The sequence below is a fragment of the Chrysiogenia bacterium genome (genome assembly GCA_020434085.1).
Taxonomy (GTDB): Bacteria; JAGRBM01; JAGRBM01; order JAGRBM01; family JAGRBM01; genus JAGRBM01.
Map to the genome: position 1 here is coordinate 1 of JAGRBM010000081.1, position 16,573 is coordinate 16,573.

General features: G+C 64.0%; 15 protein-coding genes. 6 read left to right on the forward strand and 9 right to left on the reverse strand.

Features of this window, described 5'->3' with window-relative positions; genetic code table 11:
- Window positions 1-1,727: MMPL family transporter (locus KDH09_02750; GenBank protein ID MCB0218587.1), on the reverse strand; the 1,727-nt coding region annotated here is incomplete at its 3' end.
- 271 nt (window positions 1,728-1,998) lie between these two features.
- Between KDH09_02750 and KDH09_02755 the strand changes: the two genes are divergently transcribed.
- The 4 genes from KDH09_02755 (at window position 1,999) to KDH09_02770 (ending at window position 7,629) form a co-directional block, all read left to right on the forward strand.
- The gene (locus KDH09_02755) at window positions 1,999-3,591 is read left to right on the forward strand and encodes a hypothetical protein (GenBank protein MCB0218588.1); all 1,593 of its coding nucleotides are present in this window, start codon (window positions 1,999-2,001) and stop codon (window positions 3,589-3,591) included.
- Window positions 3,588-5,231, forward strand: a complete 1,644-nt coding sequence (locus KDH09_02760) for a hypothetical protein (GenBank protein MCB0218589.1) — start codon at window positions 3,588-3,590, stop codon at window positions 5,229-5,231. The genes KDH09_02755 and KDH09_02760 overlap by 4 nt, the downstream gene beginning before the upstream one ends.
- 316 nt (window positions 5,232-5,547) lie before the next feature.
- Window positions 5,548-6,249, forward strand: coding sequence for a hypothetical protein (locus tag KDH09_02765; GenBank protein MCB0218590.1), 702 nt, complete (start codon window positions 5,548-5,550; stop codon window positions 6,247-6,249).
- 123 nt (window positions 6,250-6,372) lie between these two features.
- Entirely contained in the window at window positions 6,373-7,629 is a 1,257-nt protein-coding gene (locus tag KDH09_02770) for an NAD(P)/FAD-dependent oxidoreductase (protein ID MCB0218591.1), read from the forward strand.
- Window positions 7,630-7,631: 2 nt separating this feature from the next.
- On the opposite strand, the gene KDH09_02775 is transcribed toward KDH09_02770, so the two are convergent.
- The gene (locus KDH09_02775; GenBank protein MCB0218592.1) at window positions 7,632-8,180 is read right to left on the reverse strand and encodes a universal stress protein; all 549 of its coding nucleotides are present in this window, start codon (window positions 8,178-8,180) and stop codon (window positions 7,632-7,634) included.
- 45 nt (window positions 8,181-8,225) lie between these two features.
- Between KDH09_02775 and KDH09_02780 the strand changes: the two genes are divergently transcribed.
- Entirely contained in the window at window positions 8,226-8,807 is a 582-nt protein-coding gene (locus KDH09_02780) for a YaeQ family protein (protein ID MCB0218593.1), read from the forward strand.
- On the opposite strand, the gene KDH09_02785 is transcribed toward KDH09_02780, so the two are convergent.
- The 6 genes from KDH09_02785 to KDH09_02810 form a co-directional block, all read right to left on the reverse strand.
- Complete coding sequence (locus KDH09_02785) at window positions 8,804-9,466, reverse strand: hypothetical protein (GenBank protein MCB0218594.1); 663 nt, start codon at window positions 9,464-9,466, stop codon at window positions 8,804-8,806. The genes KDH09_02780 and KDH09_02785 overlap by 4 nt on opposite strands.
- Window positions 9,463-10,587 (reverse strand): GTPase domain-containing protein, encoded by a 1,125-nt coding sequence (locus tag KDH09_02790; GenBank protein ID MCB0218595.1) that lies wholly within the window; start codon window positions 10,585-10,587, stop codon window positions 9,463-9,465. Before KDH09_02790 ends, KDH09_02785 begins: the two co-directional genes overlap by 4 nt.
- Before the next feature lie 11 nt (window positions 10,588-10,598).
- A complete protein-coding gene (locus KDH09_02795; protein ID MCB0218596.1) occupies window positions 10,599-11,711 on the reverse strand; it encodes a hypothetical protein in 1,113 nt (370 codons plus the stop codon).
- A gap of 79 nt (window positions 11,712-11,790) precedes the next feature.
- Window positions 11,791-12,915 carry an SPOR domain-containing protein gene (locus KDH09_02800; protein ID MCB0218597.1) on the reverse strand — a complete coding sequence of 375 codons (1,125 nt, stop codon included), beginning with the start codon at window positions 12,913-12,915 and terminating at the stop codon, window positions 11,791-11,793.
- A gap of 212 nt (window positions 12,916-13,127) precedes the next feature.
- Window positions 13,128-13,904: a type III pantothenate kinase gene (locus KDH09_02805; protein MCB0218598.1), complete on the reverse strand. Its 777-nt coding sequence runs from the start codon at window positions 13,902-13,904 to the stop codon at window positions 13,128-13,130.
- A gap of 126 nt (window positions 13,905-14,030) precedes the next feature.
- Complete coding sequence (locus tag KDH09_02810) at window positions 14,031-15,029, reverse strand: biotin--[acetyl-CoA-carboxylase] ligase (protein ID MCB0218599.1); 999 nt, start codon at window positions 15,027-15,029, stop codon at window positions 14,031-14,033.
- Between the two features lie 110 nt (window positions 15,030-15,139).
- On the opposite strand from KDH09_02810, the gene KDH09_02815 reads away from it, so the two are divergent.
- Window positions 15,140-15,565, forward strand: coding sequence for a hypothetical protein (locus KDH09_02815; GenBank protein ID MCB0218600.1), 426 nt, complete (start codon window positions 15,140-15,142; stop codon window positions 15,563-15,565).
- A gap of 115 nt (window positions 15,566-15,680) precedes the next feature.
- On the opposite strand, the gene KDH09_02820 is transcribed toward KDH09_02815, so the two are convergent.
- Window positions 15,681-16,573, reverse strand: an 893-nt coding sequence (locus KDH09_02820) for a class I tRNA ligase family protein (protein ID MCB0218601.1), incomplete at its 5' end; no start/stop codon positions are given.

The window sequence follows — 16,573 nt, forward strand, 5'->3', positions numbered from 1 at the left end:
AGTTCCGTGGGCAGGGCATTGGGGTCGACCGGCGGCATGTCCATCTCTTCGCGCAGGTCGATGATGTCCTGGCGGTCGGCTTCGTCGTCGGTGAGGTTCTGCTCCCGCTTGAGCTTGCGGTCCAGGCGTTTGAGCAGGTCGATTTTGTGCGCCTCGTCCTCTGGCAGCAGGTCCGCCACCGAGCGGGTCTGGAGCACCACCTGCTTGGGAAGCGTCGCGTCGGCCTTTTCGATGGCATCGATGAGGTCGTCGACCTGCTCGCGCGTCTCGACGCTGTAGACCGCCGGAGCAGAGTTGATGTTGAGCACATCCTGGGAGATCACGTCGACGCGGTCGATGGTGCCGCTGGTGGGCCGGTATTTCGATACGTCGAAATCGACCTTTGTATGGCGCGCCATCCAGACCGAACCCAGGGTGAGCACCGCGACTGCGGCCAGCATCGGCTTGCGATGGCGGATGGGGAAGAGGGCGAGCTTGCGGTAGATGGGCGCGGCGCTCGCCTCGCTCATTGCAAAGCCTGCGATTCCGCGGCGTTCCATCAGCATGAGCAGGGCCGGCATCATCAGCAGGATGCCGAAGCAGGCGATCAGGATGCCCGCGCCGGCAAGGATGCCGAACTGGGTGTAGCCGCGAAAATGTGCGGCCATGAGAAGGAAGAACGCCGCCGCCGAAGTGAGCGAGGCATAGATGCACGAGTGCCCGGTCTCCACCACAGTCAGCCGGATCGCCTCTTCCACGTCCTTACCCTGGCAGCGTTCCTCGCCGTAGCGGTTGACCAGGTGGATACAGAAATCGATGCCCAGTCCGAAGAGGATCATTCCCAGGAAGGCGCTCATGGAGTTGAGACCCTTGGGGATGCTCAGGCTCGCAAGGGCGAAGACCCAGTGGACCGTCAGCGCCAGCGGCGCCAGCAATGCCAGTACCGCCCAGAAGGATCTGTAGACCAGAAGGATCATCAGGACGATGAGCACGCCGGTGAGAATGCCGCCGGCCTGCACGTCGCCATCGAGGATGTCGTTCTCATGCAGAAGCCCCATGTAGGGGCCGCCGTAGCTGAGCTTGATGTCGCCGAAATCACCCGCGGCGAGGGTGTCGGCCACCGTGTGACCGACCAGCGCGCGCACGTGACGCGCGGCCTCCACATCGTCGGGGAAGGCGCGGGGGGCCACCAGCACCAGCAGCTTTTCGCGCTTGGTGTCGGCGAAGTAGCTGAACCACTCATCGACGGCGTGTTTGTCCTTGATCTCGTCGAGGGTCTTGTCGGCCTTGCTCTCTACGCCGAGGTCGACGAAGAAGGCGCTGCGCTTGAGCTTTTCTTCCTTGAGCTTGCGCTCCATGGCCTCGACGAATTCATCGAGGTCCTCGGTGGGCATGTAGAGGAACTTGCGCTTCTCGAAGTAGTCGGTTTTGGTGCGGTAGCGGGCCTGGCGGATGAGCGGATCGGCCTCGAGCGGCGCGATCAGGCGCGAGGCGAAGTCGGCCATCTTCTCGATGGGCGCGCCCTCGATGACGACGATGAACTCGCCCAGGCCGTCGATTCTCTCGCTCAGCTCGTGCAGCCGCTGCATGGCGGGGCTGCTCTCGGGCAGCATCTCGGCGTAGTCATTGTTGATCTTGAGCTGGAAGATGCCCGGGGTGAGCGCCGCGGTGAGGATCAACGCCGCAAGCCAGATGAGGCCCGGACGGCGAATCGAGAGGGTCGCCAGCTTGTCGAGGATGCGTTGCATGGATGTCCGTGCTGCCGTTGAATTGCCCGGTTCCGGCGAACGCGGGATTGTTGCAGCGGCCCTGATTATTGCCCCGGCAGGGGGCGCGGAGTGTGACCGGCGCCACGGAATCCCTGCCCGGGTTGCGCTACTTTAGGGGCCACGGCGCGCCTCGTCTACTAACCGACAACTCAGTCAGGTACGGCTGGCCCTGGGTCGTTTTTGCCCTGATTTCAAAGTCTTGCGTGGCTCTCGACCCCGCCCCCCGAAATGAGTAAAGATTGGCCCCGAGATGAAACGCACAACCTTGAAACCAGCCATCACTGTCGTATTGAGCAGCCTGGCCGCCCTTGTCCTGGGAGCGGCCGTTTCCCCGGTTCGGCTCGCGCCCGATCAGATCGTGCGCAAGCACCCTGAACTGGCCTTCTGGCGCATGGGGCTTCCCTACGGTTCCGAAGCAGGGACCGAGCCCGCCCCGCGCGCCTTTGAGGAGATCGGCGGCTTCCTGCACATGACCGATGCCATGCGCGAGGCCGTCGACCGCCAGAGCGAGAAATTCGCCGAGCTGATCGAGGTGCGCGACGACCTCATCCGCCTGGACTTCGAGGACTTCTTTGAGCGCGACCACCCGCTGTTTTTCAACAAGCGCACCGGCGAGCGTGCCATCCGCGTCGAGGGCCTGTGGAACGACCGCGACCAGTACGACCTGTTCATCGGGAACCTGCCCTTCAACCAGCAGCGCCCGGTTCGCATGGGCAACCTGGCGGCGGAGTTCTCGGTCAAATACAGCGCCACCAACGAAGACGCCGTGCTGCTCAACACCAACGGTCACTTCGACATGGGCACCATGCTCTACCGCGAAATGCTCGAGAGCTGGCAGGTTCTGCAGACCCAGATGGACCGCAACCGCATCTTCACCGAGGAGTGGAACAAGAAAGTCTCCCTTTCGGGCGTGGGCATGGGCCCGGGCCTGGATGAGGACGACATCGAGGTCCTCTCGCAGATCTACGCCAGCATTCCCAACGTCATCGACGTCGTTTCGAAGTTCATGACCGTTGAGGACGTCGTCGACCTGGCCAAGGCCGTCAACGGTGAAGACGTCACGGAGCTGAACTGGACGCTCAAGCTCGACATGGAGAAGTTCGAGGAGTTCTATCCCGAGACCCTGGGCGAACTGGCCCTGCTGCTCGAAAAGGTGAGCTTCAATACGGTGCTGCGCACGGAATCGGGCGGCTCGCTCGCGCGGATTTCCTACAGCAACGAAAATCACCTGCTCGCCGTCCACATGCTGCTGCGCGATGGCGGCGTGGTCGTCGCCGACGCCGACGGCGTTCCGACGGATGAGACCGTCAACCCGGCCAGCGTGAAGTCGCTTTCCTATGTTGCGCAAACAAATGTGGTCGCCCACTTCCTTGGACTCCGTTTCTACATCGACAACCTGCCCATCGAGTGCACGTACCGCGCGGCCAGCGACTGGGACGCCGACAAGCGCCTCTCGAAGTTCCGGTTGCAGTTCCGCAAGGCGCCCGAAATTCACGCCGAGGGCGCGCTGTTCTACATCTTCCCTGCGGGGATGGTGAACTTCCTGAGCTTCGGCACCATGATCGGCGATGCCGAGGACTTCTTCGCCGGTATGGTGGAGGGCAACGACCGCGCCGGCGCCGTGCTCGACCTGGAGTTCATGGAATCCCAGGGCTATCACCGGCTTCGCGGCGACCTCACCGTGGAAGTCCCCTACAAGGCCATCAGCCCCATCGCGCGTGAATTCATCCAGCGCGAGTGGGACGACATCGGCAGCCCCTCCAGCGAGGAAAGCTTGCGCCTCATCGACGATCTCCGGATCGCCCTGCGCAAGGACTTTGAGAAGATCGACCCACGCAGGTGAGCAAACGCTTCCAACGCAGGCCCGGCAGGGCGCGGCGGCCCTCGGGTCTTCGCGTCTCGCTGCTGGCGTGCGCTCTGGCGCTGTGCCTGCCTGCGGCCGGGGCGCTCGCGCGGCGCACCATGCCACAGGAACTGGCGCGCTTTCCCGAGCGCCTGGGCTACTGGCGCACCATTCTGCCCTTCGGCTCCGAAGCGCCGGGCGACCCCACCGACCGCGCCTTTGACGAGATCGAGGAGCTCATTTCGCTGGTCCGCGAGATGCGCCTGGCCCTCGACCGCAATCCCGAGCAGACAAAGGCGCTCATCGACCTGCGCAACGCATTCATCAAGCTCGACCTGGACGAGGTGATGGAGAACCATCCCTACTTCTTCACCAAGCCCACCGGCGAGCGGGCCATGCGCATCGTGGGCACGTGGAAGAAGCCGGAATACGAGATCCAGCTCGGCGACGTGGAACTCTACCCCGCGCCGCCGCCCCAGATGGGGAACCTGGCCGGAGAGATTTCCTTCTCGCGCAACCGCTTCATTCCCGAGAGCATCAAGATGCGCTCGCACGCGCGGCTGGACCTGGGGCCGCTGCTCTTTCGCGAGCTGCTCGATAGCTGGGCCGTGTTCAACTACCAGATGGCGCAAAGCCGCATTCGCGCCGAGAAGTGGGCCGCGAAGGTGAAGATCCCAGGCGACGCCCTGGGCCCCAACGTGGACGAAGGCGACCGCGAGGCCTACGGCCAGTGGATGGCCAGCTTCCCCAAGACCGCCAGGCTGCTGCGTGAATTCGCGGTGGTCGACGACGTCGTGACCTTCCCGCCCACGGAGACCTTCGGTGACGCGACCTGGTTCAATCTCAACCTGCACATGGACACAGAGGCCTTCTCGCGGATCTACCCCAAGACCTACATCGAGCTGAAGTTCTTCTTCGAGCGCGTGACCTGGTCGGGCGCCTTTCGCACCAAAGACGGTGGCGAGTTCCTGCAGCTCGGCTACAACGCGGCCACGCGCAGCTTCTGGGTAAAGATGTTGCTCAAGGACGGCGGCATCGCCGTGACCGACGGTCTGGGAAGCCCGACGGGCAGGGTGCTCAGCCCGGTGGAGGTGAACGACCTCGAATACACCGTGGGCATCAATGCCCACGTGGACTTCTACGGCCTGGATCTCGACATCCGCGGTTTCCCCCTCGACTGCAAGTATATCGGCCCGCAGGACTGGTCGGTGGACGCCCGCCAGGCGGAGTTCGCCGTGCGCTACCACCGGCCGCCCACGGTGAAGGTCTCGGGCGCCTACTACAACCTGTTTCCCACCTGGTTCATCGACATGATCATCCCCGGCACGCTTGAGGAGCGCTTCACGACCTTCTTCACCCTGATGGCGCGCGGCAACGGCGGCGACGGGGTGATGAGCCTGATCGACTTCGAGGAAGCCCACGGCCAGCACCGCATGGCCGGCGAGCTCTCGCTGGAATTGCCCTACCAGATCATCAGCCCGGTCGCGAAGTGGGTCATCGAGCGCGAATGGGCCGAGCTGACCGAGCGTCCCGACCCCCAGGCCCGCCGCCTGCTGGACGACCTGCGCCTCGCCATCCTCGAAGACTTCCAGCGCATCGACCCGAGAAAAGAACCGGGCAAATATTACCCGGGCAAGTGAACCGCGTTCGCCCAAAAACGGGCCCCATTCGGGGCCCGTTTTTTTGTGACAATGTGCGGGTCATCTCGGTCCATCTTGGGTCATTACGGGTCAAAGCGGGTCATCTTGGGTCACGGGCGGTTGCGCATCCGCAAGAAATTCCCACAATGAAGAAGAGGAATGACCGCCCCTGCTCCCCCCTCGGGGGAGCTGTCACCGAAGGTGACTGAGGGGGTGGTCGAGGCTGCACGCCGCAGCGCTGATCGCCGTCTGCACGACCCCCTCAGTCCGACCGGGCCGGACAGCTCCCCCGGGAGGGGGAGCAGGGAAGGAACACATGAACACCCGCGCACTCGCCAGAGACCTCCTCGAAGACTTCGCGCAAACCCGCGGTCCGCTCATGCGCAATCCCGCGTGGGCGGTGATGCGTGCGATTGCGCTGGCGATGCTCGCGCAGATCCTTCGCGAGGCCCGCGACCCGAATCTCCGCGTGATGGCGGCCGGGGCGCTGGAAACACACACCGGCGCGGCGCCCTCGAAGCGCGGGGCCAGCAAGAAGGAATGGGCCGTTGCGAGTGCACTCTTCGCCGACGTGGTGCGGGTGGCGGTGGCGCAGGTAGATGAACTCACAAAGCGCGAGGCGCTTGCCGACCTGCTGGCCGGTGACGACGAGAGCGATCCCTTCGAGCGCTACTGGAAGTGGCTTCCGACTGCGACGATCTTCGCTACGCTCCTTGAGGGGCCGACGATTGCGTTGCAGCTCCAGGCTGCCAGGTGGATCCTGTCGCGGAGCCGCGCGCTGGCGGAGAGGGTGGGCTACGGAAAGCCAACCATCCCTGCTCCCCCTGCGGGGGAGCTGTCCCCGAAGGGGACTGAGGGGGTGCCGGGAGCTGCGCAAAAGAAATCCGATCGTCCTGCCGCGACCCCCTCAGCCGCCTGCGGCGGCAGCTCCCCCGGAGGGGGAGCAGGGCGGAGCTGCGTTCACGACCGCCGCCGTGACGCGCTCTTGGGGCAAGAAAAAAATATTTGGAAACTGTAAACGAGATTGGAGAGAGAAAAACACGGAGACGAGCAACCAGCCATTCACCGATGTAACCCGCGCGGCACCGGGCTTCCCACGCCGGTTCCGGCGAAATACCCTGCGCGTAGCGGAGGAAAAACCATGAGCGAGCAGCCACATGTCGTGATCATCGGGGGCGGATTTGCCGGGCTCAACGCGGCGCGGGCGCTCTCGGGCGCGCCGGTGCGGGTGACGCTGCTCGACCGCCGCAATCATCACCTGTTCCAGCCGCTTCTCTACCAGGTCGCCACGGCGGGGCTCTCGGCCATCGACATTGCCGAACCCATCCGCCGCGTGCTGGGCCGGCAAAGGAACGCGCGCGTGCTGCTGGCCGATGTCGGTGGCATCGATCTGGCCGCGCGCAAGGTTCGCTGGGAGGGCGGCGAACTCGATTACGACTACCTGCTCGTCGCCGCCGGGGCTACCGATTTTTATTTCGGCCACGACCACTGGCGCGCAAACGCGCCGGGACTCAAGAGTATCCAGGATGCGCTCCGGATCCGCACGAGGATCCTGCAGGCCTTCGAGCGTGCCGAGCTCGAGGAGGATCCGGCCGAGCGCGAGCGACTGCTGACTTTCGTGGTGATCGGTGGCGGCCCCACCGGCGTGGAGCTCGCAGGGGCCATCTCCGAGCTGGCGCGGCTCACGCTGCAGCACGAGTTTCGCGGCTTCGATCCACGCAGCACGCGGATCATCCTGCTCGAAGGGGGAGCGCGCATTTTGCCCATGTTCCCCGAACAGCTTTCGGCGCGTGCTCTCTCGCAGCTCCAGGGGATGGGCGTCGAAGTGCGAGCCGGGGCGATGGTGACGGACATCGATGCGGGCGGCGCGCGCATCGGCGAGGAGAAGATTCACGCGCGCACCGTGCTCTGGGCCGCGGGAGTCGCCCCCTCGCCCCTGGCGAGGTTGCTGGAGACGCCGCTCTCGGCGCGCGGACTGGTGGTGGTGGAGAGTGACCTCTCACTGCCCGCTCACCCGGAGGTCTTCGTCGCGGGAGATCTGGCCTACGTCGAGAGCGCAGGCGAAGCCGTTCCCGCGCTGGCACCCGCCGCCATTCAGGAGGGCCGCCACGCGGCAGCCAATATCCTGCGCCGGACCCGGGGCGAGCCCACGCGGGAGTTCCACTATCTGGACAAGGGAATGATGGCCACCGTCGGCCGGAAGGCGGCGGTGGCGAGTTTTGCCGGCATACAACTCTACGGCCTGTTTGCCTGGCTGATGTGGCTGGTGGTCCACATCTTTTTCCTGATCGGTTTTCGAAACCGGTTTGTGGTGATGTTCGAGTGGATCGGCGCCTATTTCACCTACCGTCGCAGCGCGCGGCTGCTCATCGAACGCGAGCCCGACGGCGAAGGCTGAGCCTAGTCCTCGCTGCTTTCCTTCGACGGTACGACCATGACCGGGCAGGGGGCGTGACGCACCAGGCGCTCGGCGACCGAGCCCATGAGGACGTGGCCGATGCCGGTGCGGCCGTGGGTGGCGGTGACGATCAGGTCGATGTTGTTGCGCTTGGCAAAGCGCGCGATTTCCAGCGGGGGCGAGCCCGCGGCGACGAGGCCATCGACTTTTACGTCCTTGCCGTATTCGTCGACCAGCTTGCGGATGAGCTCGCGGGCGTTTTCTTCCAGGCGCTCGACCATCTCGCCCTGGGGCAGCACGCCGGCCAGTGCAAGCGGCGCTGCGGCGGCGGGCTCGACGATGTGGAGCAGGTGCACCTCCGCACCGAACTGGCGGGCCATGGCGATGCCTGCGTCGATGGCGCGCTTGCTGCACGCGGAGAAATCGATGGGGATGAGAATCTGTTTGAACTCCATCACGGGACCCGCCTTGGAAACCGGGCTCGGCTGCTTGTTGTGCCGGCGCCCTTCATGGAACCCGATTCCGCGGCGCGGGTCAATGACCGTCGTCATGGCGTCTGCTGGCGCGGGCCGGCACGCGCGGCTAGGCTTGGCCCCGTGGCATCGAGCGCAACTTTCACATTCCAGGTCGAACTCCAGCACAACTACCAGCCGAAGATGCAGGGGAAGATCGTCATCGGGCAGATCGAGTACGAGACGCTCGAACACGTCGTGCTCAAATTTCTGGGCTGGTGCGTCTTCTATCACGAGCGCCTTGCCATCGAGAAGAAGATCGACGATCTCTTCGAGCCCGACCTCGTCCTGCAGGGCTACGACGGGACGGTCCATCTGTGGGTCGAGTGCGGAAAGGTTTCCATCCACAAGCTCAACAAGCTCACCAAGCGCTACCCGGGCTCGCGGATCTACGTGCTGCTGGCCTCCGAGCGCGACGCCCGCCAGATGGCTGAGCAGATTCGCAAAAAAGTGGACAAGCCGGCGGCCATCCGGCTGGTGGCCTTTACCGAGGACGTGGTCGGCACGTTCCTGCCCACGCTGATGAACAAGAACGAAGTGTGGTGCAATCTTTCCTGGCCCGAGAACATCGAGGACGCCGTGGCGGCCGACGTAATGGAAATGGAAATGACGATGAACGGCTCGTGGATTCACTGCCCGCTCAGCGTGACGAAAATGGTTGGCTAGTCGAGGGAGTCGGGGGACTTCTGCTTGGCTTTGACCGGGCGCCAGAAGACCGAGCGGGCGAGAATGGCCATGGACTCGACGAGCTCGGCGTCGCTCTCACCGTCTTCCACATTGCCGGTCAGGCCCATGGTGTTGGTCACGCTCCACGAGATGCCCAGCTCGCGCGAGCTGTCCTTCATGAAGCCCACAACCCGTTCGATGTCGCGGTAGACACGCCGGTCGGCGCCGATTCCCAGGGCCTTGGGGATGGTGAAGAGCCGGCAGAAGCCGATGATCTCGTTGTCGCGGGTGGCGAGCTGGATGGAGCTTTCGAACCAGCGGTGACCATCATTCCAGCGCTCAAGGATCTTGCTGAGTTCCTTGCGCTCCTTTTGATTGGTGACCGGGTCGGTAACGCCCGCTTCGGGCCGTTGCGTCTTCCCATTGATGATGAGGATGTTGCTGACTTCCTCGCTCTGGGAGAGCTTTTCCCAGTAGGGCTTGGTGCGCCCCAGGGCGGAGAAGATCATGAGCTTGGTCATGGCCAGCGGGCCGAGGACGGGCAGGAGGATGACATTGATCCAGCCGGTGCGGGTGAGAAGCTTGACTGCGACGAACGCCACCACCGAGATCGCCAGAATCTGACCCCAGGGAAGCTCGTTCGTGTCAAGTGCGGTCATTTCGGGGTGTAGGCTCCTCCGAGGGTGAGCTGAAGAGGTGCCAAGTAGAGCTGACCCGTTTCGGGATCACGCAACTGCACTTCGAGGATGACTTCAAGCTCTCCCCTCCTTTCTACCGCATTGAGGGCCACCATCTCCAGCCTTTTCGGGGCTTCATCGGTTTCGCCTGCTTCGTGCGCGGGCGCCTCGGCGGCCGGAGCCTCTCCAAACGAGTCCGAGACGTCGATTTCGACCTCGAAACTCTCTTCGTCGGACTGGGCCGGGGCGGCCTCCTGTTCGGTCGAAGGGGCAGGGATTGAAGTCGGGTCGGGCCCAAGGCCGGCCAGCGCGTCTTCCTCTTCGTCGTCGTTGATCGAGGATTCGAGCGAAGGCGCCGGTTCCATTGGGGGCAGCGGGTCAAGGGGCTCGTCGATGGTCGTCTCGTCATCGACCGGCACCGGAGCCGACGCCGGCGAAGCGGGCGGCGGCATCGGGGGCGCCGCCACCGATGCGCTCGACCTGGGACCGGTGAACATGGGCTGGTTGCCGCCGGGGATGGCGCCTGCGCTCAGCTCCCGCATGACCATTTTGGTGATCATGGTCAGCGTCTGCAGCACGCCCTGCCCCCGGGAGGCCACGGCCTCGATCGTGGGCAGGCCCAATGTGTTCACCGCGCGGTTGAGCTCTTCGAGCGTCATCGCGCCCTCGCGATCGCGCTTGTTGTACTGGATGAGGATCGGGATCTTCTTGGGATCGCGGCCGTGAACCTTGAGGTTCTCGATCAGGTTCTTGAAGGACTCGATGTTCTCGTTGAGATATTTCGCCTCGGAGTCGGCGACAAACACGATGCCGTCCGCGTTCTTGAGCACCAGCTTGCGCGTGGAGTTGTAGAAGATCTGGCCGGGTACCGTGTAGAGGTGGAAGCGTGTGCGCAAGCCGCGAACCTCGCCCAGATCCACCGGCAGGAAGTCGAAGAACAGGGTGCGGTCCTGCTCGGTCGAGAGCGTCATCAGCTCGCCCTTGTGCTCGTGCTTGAGCTTGGCATGGACGTACTGGATGTTCGTCGTCTTGCCCGAGCGCCCCGGGCCGTAATAGACGATCTTTGCGTTGATCTCTTTTGCTGCTGCGTTGATTTGTGCCATGGCTGCCGGGGCTACTTCTTCTCTTTTTTGCGCCGCTCTATCTCTTCACGGGTGGTGATGATGCGCTTGGCAGCCGTTCGCACGGCATTGGAGACGTTCTTGTTCTTCGAGAGCTCTTTCTGGTCCTTGGGATTGAGGAAGTTGAGCATCTTCATCGCGACATCGGGCGGCGAAGAAGGGTTCTCTGCGAGATGCTTCTTGATGGCGTAGTCCTTGATCCACTTCTTTGTCGATGCGATCTGGCGAAGGACCTGCTTGTCCACGTTGCGATTCTTGACGAAATCCTCGATCTCCGGGTCCTGGAGCTTCGGGCTCTTGAGCACCGCCATGCAGACCACGCGGTTGGAATCGAGGATCAGGTAGGCGCGCGCGGCCTTGTTGCCCAGCGCGGCCAGCTTGACCTTCTCGGAGGTCTTCATGCCTCCGATCATCGCCTGCAGGTTCTGTGACTTCTTGTGGTCTTCTTCCTCGGGGAAATCGTTGATGAGCTCATCGGGGAAGTCGTCTTCGTCTTCGAAGTCGCCGGCCTCGGCCATGCCGATGTCATCGGCTTCGATGAGCTCCATCGATTCGTCGATTTCGATTTCCTCATCGATCTCGACATCTTCGGCTGCAGCAGGGGCTTCTGTCTGCATCCCCAGGAAGTTGGTGCGGAACTCGATCACGCGGGCGCGCAGATCGGCTTCCAGCCTGGGGTTGGTGAGCAGCGCGCTGGTGATTTCCGGCGCGTCGAGCATGCGGCGCTGGTTCTCAATGATTGCGGCCTGGACGTGGCGGCCCCCCTGGGCGGCAATGCCCATCAGGGTTTCAACCGACGTAGCCGGATGGCGCGCAATGGCCTCACGGGTGTCGTCGTCGGTGCGAACCTCCGCGTAAAAGGCCAGGATTGCCTCGTCGGAGAGCTTTTGAAGCGCAGGCCTTACAAGATTGCCCGGGAGGTCGGCGATCGACTTGCGGGCGGTGCTGGAGACATCCTCTTCCGGGGCCTGGGCAAGGAAATAGTACACCAGCACCATCTGGTCCGGCGGAAGCGGAACGAGCCCGCGCGCGGCCATCAGCCGTTTTGGCGCGGGCACGCTCTCGGAGACAAATTTTTCCAGTTCGGCAGGGACGTTCATGGCCATCAGTGCCGCTAGTCTAGACGCTCAGGCGTCTGAATTGGAGAGGGGGAGAAAACCCCGATAAACCCTGTTCTGGCAGGCCTCAGCGGCCCGCGGCGACGTCTACTTCCACACCCGATTCGAGAATGCTTACCAGCGGCTTCTCCACCGCGGCGGCATTGTCATAGGTGCCCGCCCAGACCGTCCAGTTGGGCAGTTCCACGCGGGCATCGGTGAGTTCACCGATGAAACCGCTGTCGGAATTGGCCAGCCGGTCGGCATACTCGCGCCCCTTGGACTCGGTAAAGAACGAGCCCGCGTAGACCGCGTAGTTGCCCGGTCCGGACTTGATGATAAAGGCATCGAAGCCCGCGCGAATCAGCTTGCGATAAACGCTCTTGGCGCTGCTGGAACTGTCGTAATTGCCCACGTGCAGGCGGTGCATCTTCACGCTCGAGCGCGTCTCACGCACGATGGGCTTGAGCCCCGCCTTGCGGACGCGCTCCTTGGCCGCTTCCATGTTCTTGGGAACGACAAAGGTGCCTACATACAGGGAAAGCGGCGCCGAGAGGCTGCCGAGCTTGGTTCGGCCGTCGTCGGAGAGGCCGCCGCTGGCCGTGTCGTAGAGCTTGCTGCCCGCGAAGTGCTTGGTCGTCGGTGACTGGTCGAGATCGCCCAGACGCTCGACCTTGAGGTCCGGCGCCGGCGGCGGGGTCGAGGGAATGGCCGCGGGCTCATCGGGCATGATGTCTTCGGCGCTGATCATGGGCTCGGGCTCGGGGGCCTCGTCGCCGCCGAGGATGAACATGGCACCCACGCCGAGCAGCAGCAGCACTGCAATGGCGGCGCCTGCAATGATGATGACTTTCTTCTTGTCGCCGCCGCGCCGCTCGACCTGATCGGTAATCGGCAGGTCTTCGACCTGGGGCGGCATCTGCGAGGGGTCCTGACCGAGGGTCGATGCGAAATCGTCGACGCCGCCGGCATCGTCCATGGGCGGCGGGAATCCGCCGCCACCGGGCGATTCAAGCGGATCGGAAGCGGCGAAGGGCGCGTCCGAGGTGACGGCGTTGAAATCGTCCTCGTCGTCTACCGGAATGGGCAACGGATTGGGACCCGCGTCCTGGGATGCGAGGTCCGATGCCGGAGTGGGCTTGGCGAAATCGTCATCCGTGGGCGGCTGAAAGAAATCGTCCAGCGATGCTTCTTCAAATGGTTCGTCGGCCATGTGCTTGCCTTGCGTAGCGGATGGGGCTGTGTCCCACCGGCCAATTTGGTTCAGCCTCACCTCGACCGGTCGCCCCACCAGCGCGCCCAGTCGTGCGAGTCAGGAGCGGCCTCAAAGGTCGGCCAATCTGACTGCCGGAAACTTCAACGATTTTAGAGTATTACGGGTCCGCGTTTCTTGTCAAGCGACAGGTGCCCGCGCCCCCGGCCCCTTTATTCGTCGTCGTCGTGGTTGAGCTCCCACAGAATCTTCAGGCCCTGCAGTGTGAGGAAGGGTTCGACCCGCTCGATGGTTTCGGAATCGGCCGCAATCAGGTTGGCCAGGCCGCCGGTGGCGATGACTGCCGGCTCGGTGCCTGCCTCGTCGATCATACTGCGCACCACGCCGTCAATGAGGCCCACGTAGCCGTAGTAGATGCCCGACTGCATAGCGGCCACGGTGTTGCGGCCGATGACCTGCGGCGGCTTGGCGATCTCCACGCGCGGGAGCTTGCTGGCCCGCTGAAAGAGGGCCTCCACGGAAATCTGGATGCCCGGGGCGATGATGCCGCCGAAATACTCGCCCTTGGGCGTGACGTAGTCGAAGGTCGTCGCCGTCCCCAGGTCCACCACGATGCAGGCGCGCTTTTCGGCCTGGAAGGCGGCCACGGCGTTCACGATGCGATCGGCGCCCACTTCGCGCGGGTTCTGGTAGAGAATGGGCAGGCCGGTCTTGATTCCCGGCTCGATGACCACGGGCTTGAAGTCAAAATAGCGCTCGCACATGCGGGTGACCGTGTGCAGCAGCGGCGGGACAACGCAGGAAATGATCGCGCCCTTGATGGCGCTCACGTCGATCTTGTTGAAGCTGAACATCTCACGGAGCAGGATGCCGGTCTCATCGGTGGTGCGCTTGGCATCGGTGGCGATGCGCCAGTGCCCGGCGAGCTCTTCTCCGTCATAGAGTCCGAAAACCGTGTGGGTATTGCCCACATCCACTACGAGCAGCATGGGAGTCTTCCTGTGAATGGGGTCGCCCTGGCCGCGCGGAACCGCGCGATTGGTGCCTTGGGCGCCGCGGGGGAAGATAGCGCCTTTGCCCCCGCTCTGGCGAGGGAAAAGACGGATTCGCGCGAATTATAACAGCGTTACGTCACCGGCGATGATGCGCTCGGTCTGGCCGGAATCGGTCTCCAGCAGCAGGGCGCCGTCCTTGTCGAGGCCCCGGGCGATGCCCTCGCGTTTTTCGCCGCCGGGCGCCGAAACGCGCACACGCTTGCCACGGATGCCGGCGTATTCCTCCCAGCCCTTGCGGACCCATTCGAGGCCCTGGGCCTCGTAGTCGATGAGCGCCCGTTCGAGCTCGTCGATGAGGTGGGCGAGCAGCACTGCCCGGTGGGGCGGGGGCTCGGGCAGGGAGAGCTTGAGGCTCGTCGCGATCTCGGCGATCTCGGGCGGGAACTCGGTCCCGCTGACGTTGATGCCGATGCCCAGGATTACCCAGCGGGCGCGGTCGGCGTCCCCGGCCATCTCGGTGAGAATGCCGCAGCACTTCTTTTCGTGAATCAGGATGTCGTTGGGCCACTTGATCTGGGGGCGGACGCCGCAGACTTCCTCGAAGGTGCGGGCCAGCACGACCGCCGCGAGCAGGGTGAGTTGCGGGATGCGATGAATCTCCAGCTCGGGCCGCAGGATGATGGAGAAGTAGAGGCCCTCGCCGGGCTTGCTCACCCAGGTGCGTCCTAGCCGCCCGCGCCCGGCGGTCTGGGTCTCGGCAATGACCAGCGTGCCGTGGGGCGCGCCGGCCTCGGCCATTTTCGCGGCCTGCGTGCTGGTGGAGTCGGTCTCCTCGAAATAGTGGATCTCGGCGGGAAATTCCGGGCGGCCGTCGTCTTCGCCCAGGCAGCGCCAGATCTCCACCGGGTGGATCGTGTCGGGAATGAATTCGAGGCGGTATCCCTTGGAACTCTGGCTCTCGATGTCGTAGCCCAGCGAGCGCAGTTCGCTCACGTGGTTGGAGATCGCCGTGCGGGACCTGCCCAGCCGGTGGGCCAGATCGGCGCCGGAGACCCAGGCACCTTCGTTCTTGTCGAGCTCTTCGAGAATCTCAATTCGCGCTTTGAGTGCTTCGTCCATGCCTGTCTTGTAGCACGGGGCGGCCCCTGCTGGCCTGACGTAAATCAGGTGCTATGTTCGCGCCGCCTGCCGCCGTGGTCTCGTCCGGTGGCAAGGACGGAGCATTCCCCATGGAAGAGCCGGAAACCCCAGAATCCGAAGCCCCGCAAAGCCAGACAGGCCGCCGTGACGCGGTCCTGCGCAAGCTCACTCTGATCATGCTTGTGCTGATCGCCTGCCTGTGGGCACTGGCGTGGTGGCTCAAGACGCAGAACGCCGCCTCGGTCGATCCGTGCATCCAGGTGAAGATCTGCGACCCCGAAGAGTTCAAGGCCGCCTGCGAGGGGGCCGGGCAGTATCCCGAGATCGAGAGCGCCGTGGCCGTGCTCGGCTACGTCATTGAAGAGCGCTGCCCGGAAAACTCCATGACCTGCGAGGTCGACCTGCTCGGCGGGCGCGGCCCGGTCGAGGACGGCTGCGTCGTTGTCTACGAGCGCGGCACCGGCCGCATTCTGGAAAGCCGCTGGCACCGACTCGCCGGTGACAAAATGGAATAGGCGCTTGCCGTTGGGTGGAAGCGAAAGGGCGACCCGAAGGGCCGCCCTTTTTGTGTTGCGCAGACTGGTTGCACCCCCTCAGCCCGGCGCGTTGCACCGAGCGGGGGGGAGGGAGTTACTTCATACCCTCCAGCGTCTTCCATGCGGCGTCAAGCCTGGCCCGCTCTTCCTTGAGCCCTTCGAGGATGCCTTCCTGCTTTTCGACTTCCTCTTCGGGGGCGCGGGCGCGGAAGTTCTCGTTGGAGAGCTTGCCTTCGAGCCGGCCGATTTCCTTCTCGTTCTTGGTGCGGGCCTTGCCAACGCGCGCGCGCTCGGCCTCAACGTCGATGCCATCGGGGAAGGTGATGAAGAACTCGAAGGGCTCGGCCACGGCCGCCGCGCTGGCGGGGCGGGACTCGGCGGCGCTGATGGTCGAGACCTTCGCCAGTCGCACGAAGTGTTCGGAGTAGGGCGAGAGCTTCTCGCTGACCGCATCATTCCAGTGCAGCTCCACGTGGCTGGAGGGCTTTACGCCGAGCTCGCCGCGCACGCTGCGCACGGCGGCGATGGCATCGACGACCTTGTCGAATGCCTCGGCCTCGTGGGGGAAACTCGGAACGTCCTGCGCGCTCGGCCAGCTCTGGCGCATGAGGTAACCCTCGGCCGCGCCGAGCTTCTGGGCGATTTCTTCGGTGACGAAGGGGACCATGGGGTGGAGCATGCGCAGCATGTTCTGCAGCACGAAGCTCAGCACCGCGCGGGCATGATCGCGGCGTTCCTCGCCGTGCTCCCCATTCAGATCCGGTTTGGCGAGCTCCAGATACCAGTCGCAGAAAATCTGCCAGGTGAACTGATAGAGCGTGCTGGCCGCGCGGTCGAACTCGTAGGAATCCAGCGCATTGGTGGTCTCGCCGATGGCCTTTTCGAGCCGGAAGAGAATCCACTTCTCGACTGTGCTGAGTTTGTCCGATGGCGGCAGCGCCGTGGGCGTTTCGTCGCCCAGGTTCATCATTGCAAAGCGCGAGGCAT

What these genes read in the sequence shown, in the direction of transcription:
- KDH09_02815 (MCB0218600.1), top strand. Translation starts at nt 15,140, where the DNA reads ATGGAAGAGCCGGAAACCCCAGAATCCGAAGCCCCGCAAAGCCAGACA.
- KDH09_02755 (MCB0218588.1), top strand. Translation starts at nt 1,999, where the DNA reads ATGAAACGCACAACCTTGAAACCAGCCATCACTGTCGTATTGAGCAGC.
- KDH09_02810 (MCB0218599.1), bottom strand. Translation starts at nt 15,029, where the DNA reads ATGGACGAAGCACTCAAAGCGCGAATTGAGATTCTCGAAGAGCTCGAC.
- KDH09_02785 (MCB0218594.1), bottom strand. Translation starts at nt 9,466, where the DNA reads ATGACCGCACTTGACACGAACGAGCTTCCCTGGGGTCAGATTCTGGCG.
- KDH09_02775 (MCB0218592.1), bottom strand. Translation starts at nt 8,180, where the DNA reads ATGACGACGGTCATTGACCCGCGCCGCGGAATCGGGTTCCATGAAGGG.
- KDH09_02795 (MCB0218596.1), bottom strand. Translation starts at nt 11,711, where the DNA reads ATGGCCATGAACGTCCCTGCCGAACTGGAAAAATTTGTCTCCGAGAGC.
- KDH09_02770 (MCB0218591.1), top strand. Translation starts at nt 6,373, where the DNA reads ATGAGCGAGCAGCCACATGTCGTGATCATCGGGGGCGGATTTGCCGGG.
- KDH09_02800 (MCB0218597.1), bottom strand. Translation starts at nt 12,915, where the DNA reads ATGGCCGACGAACCATTTGAAGAAGCATCGCTGGACGATTTCTTTCAG.
- KDH09_02805 (MCB0218598.1), bottom strand. Translation starts at nt 13,904, where the DNA reads ATGCTGCTCGTAGTGGATGTGGGCAATACCCACACGGTTTTCGGACTC.
- KDH09_02765 (MCB0218590.1), top strand. Translation starts at nt 5,548, where the DNA reads ATGAACACCCGCGCACTCGCCAGAGACCTCCTCGAAGACTTCGCGCAA.
- KDH09_02790 (MCB0218595.1), bottom strand. Translation starts at nt 10,587, where the DNA reads ATGGCACAAATCAACGCAGCAGCAAAAGAGATCAACGCAAAGATCGTC.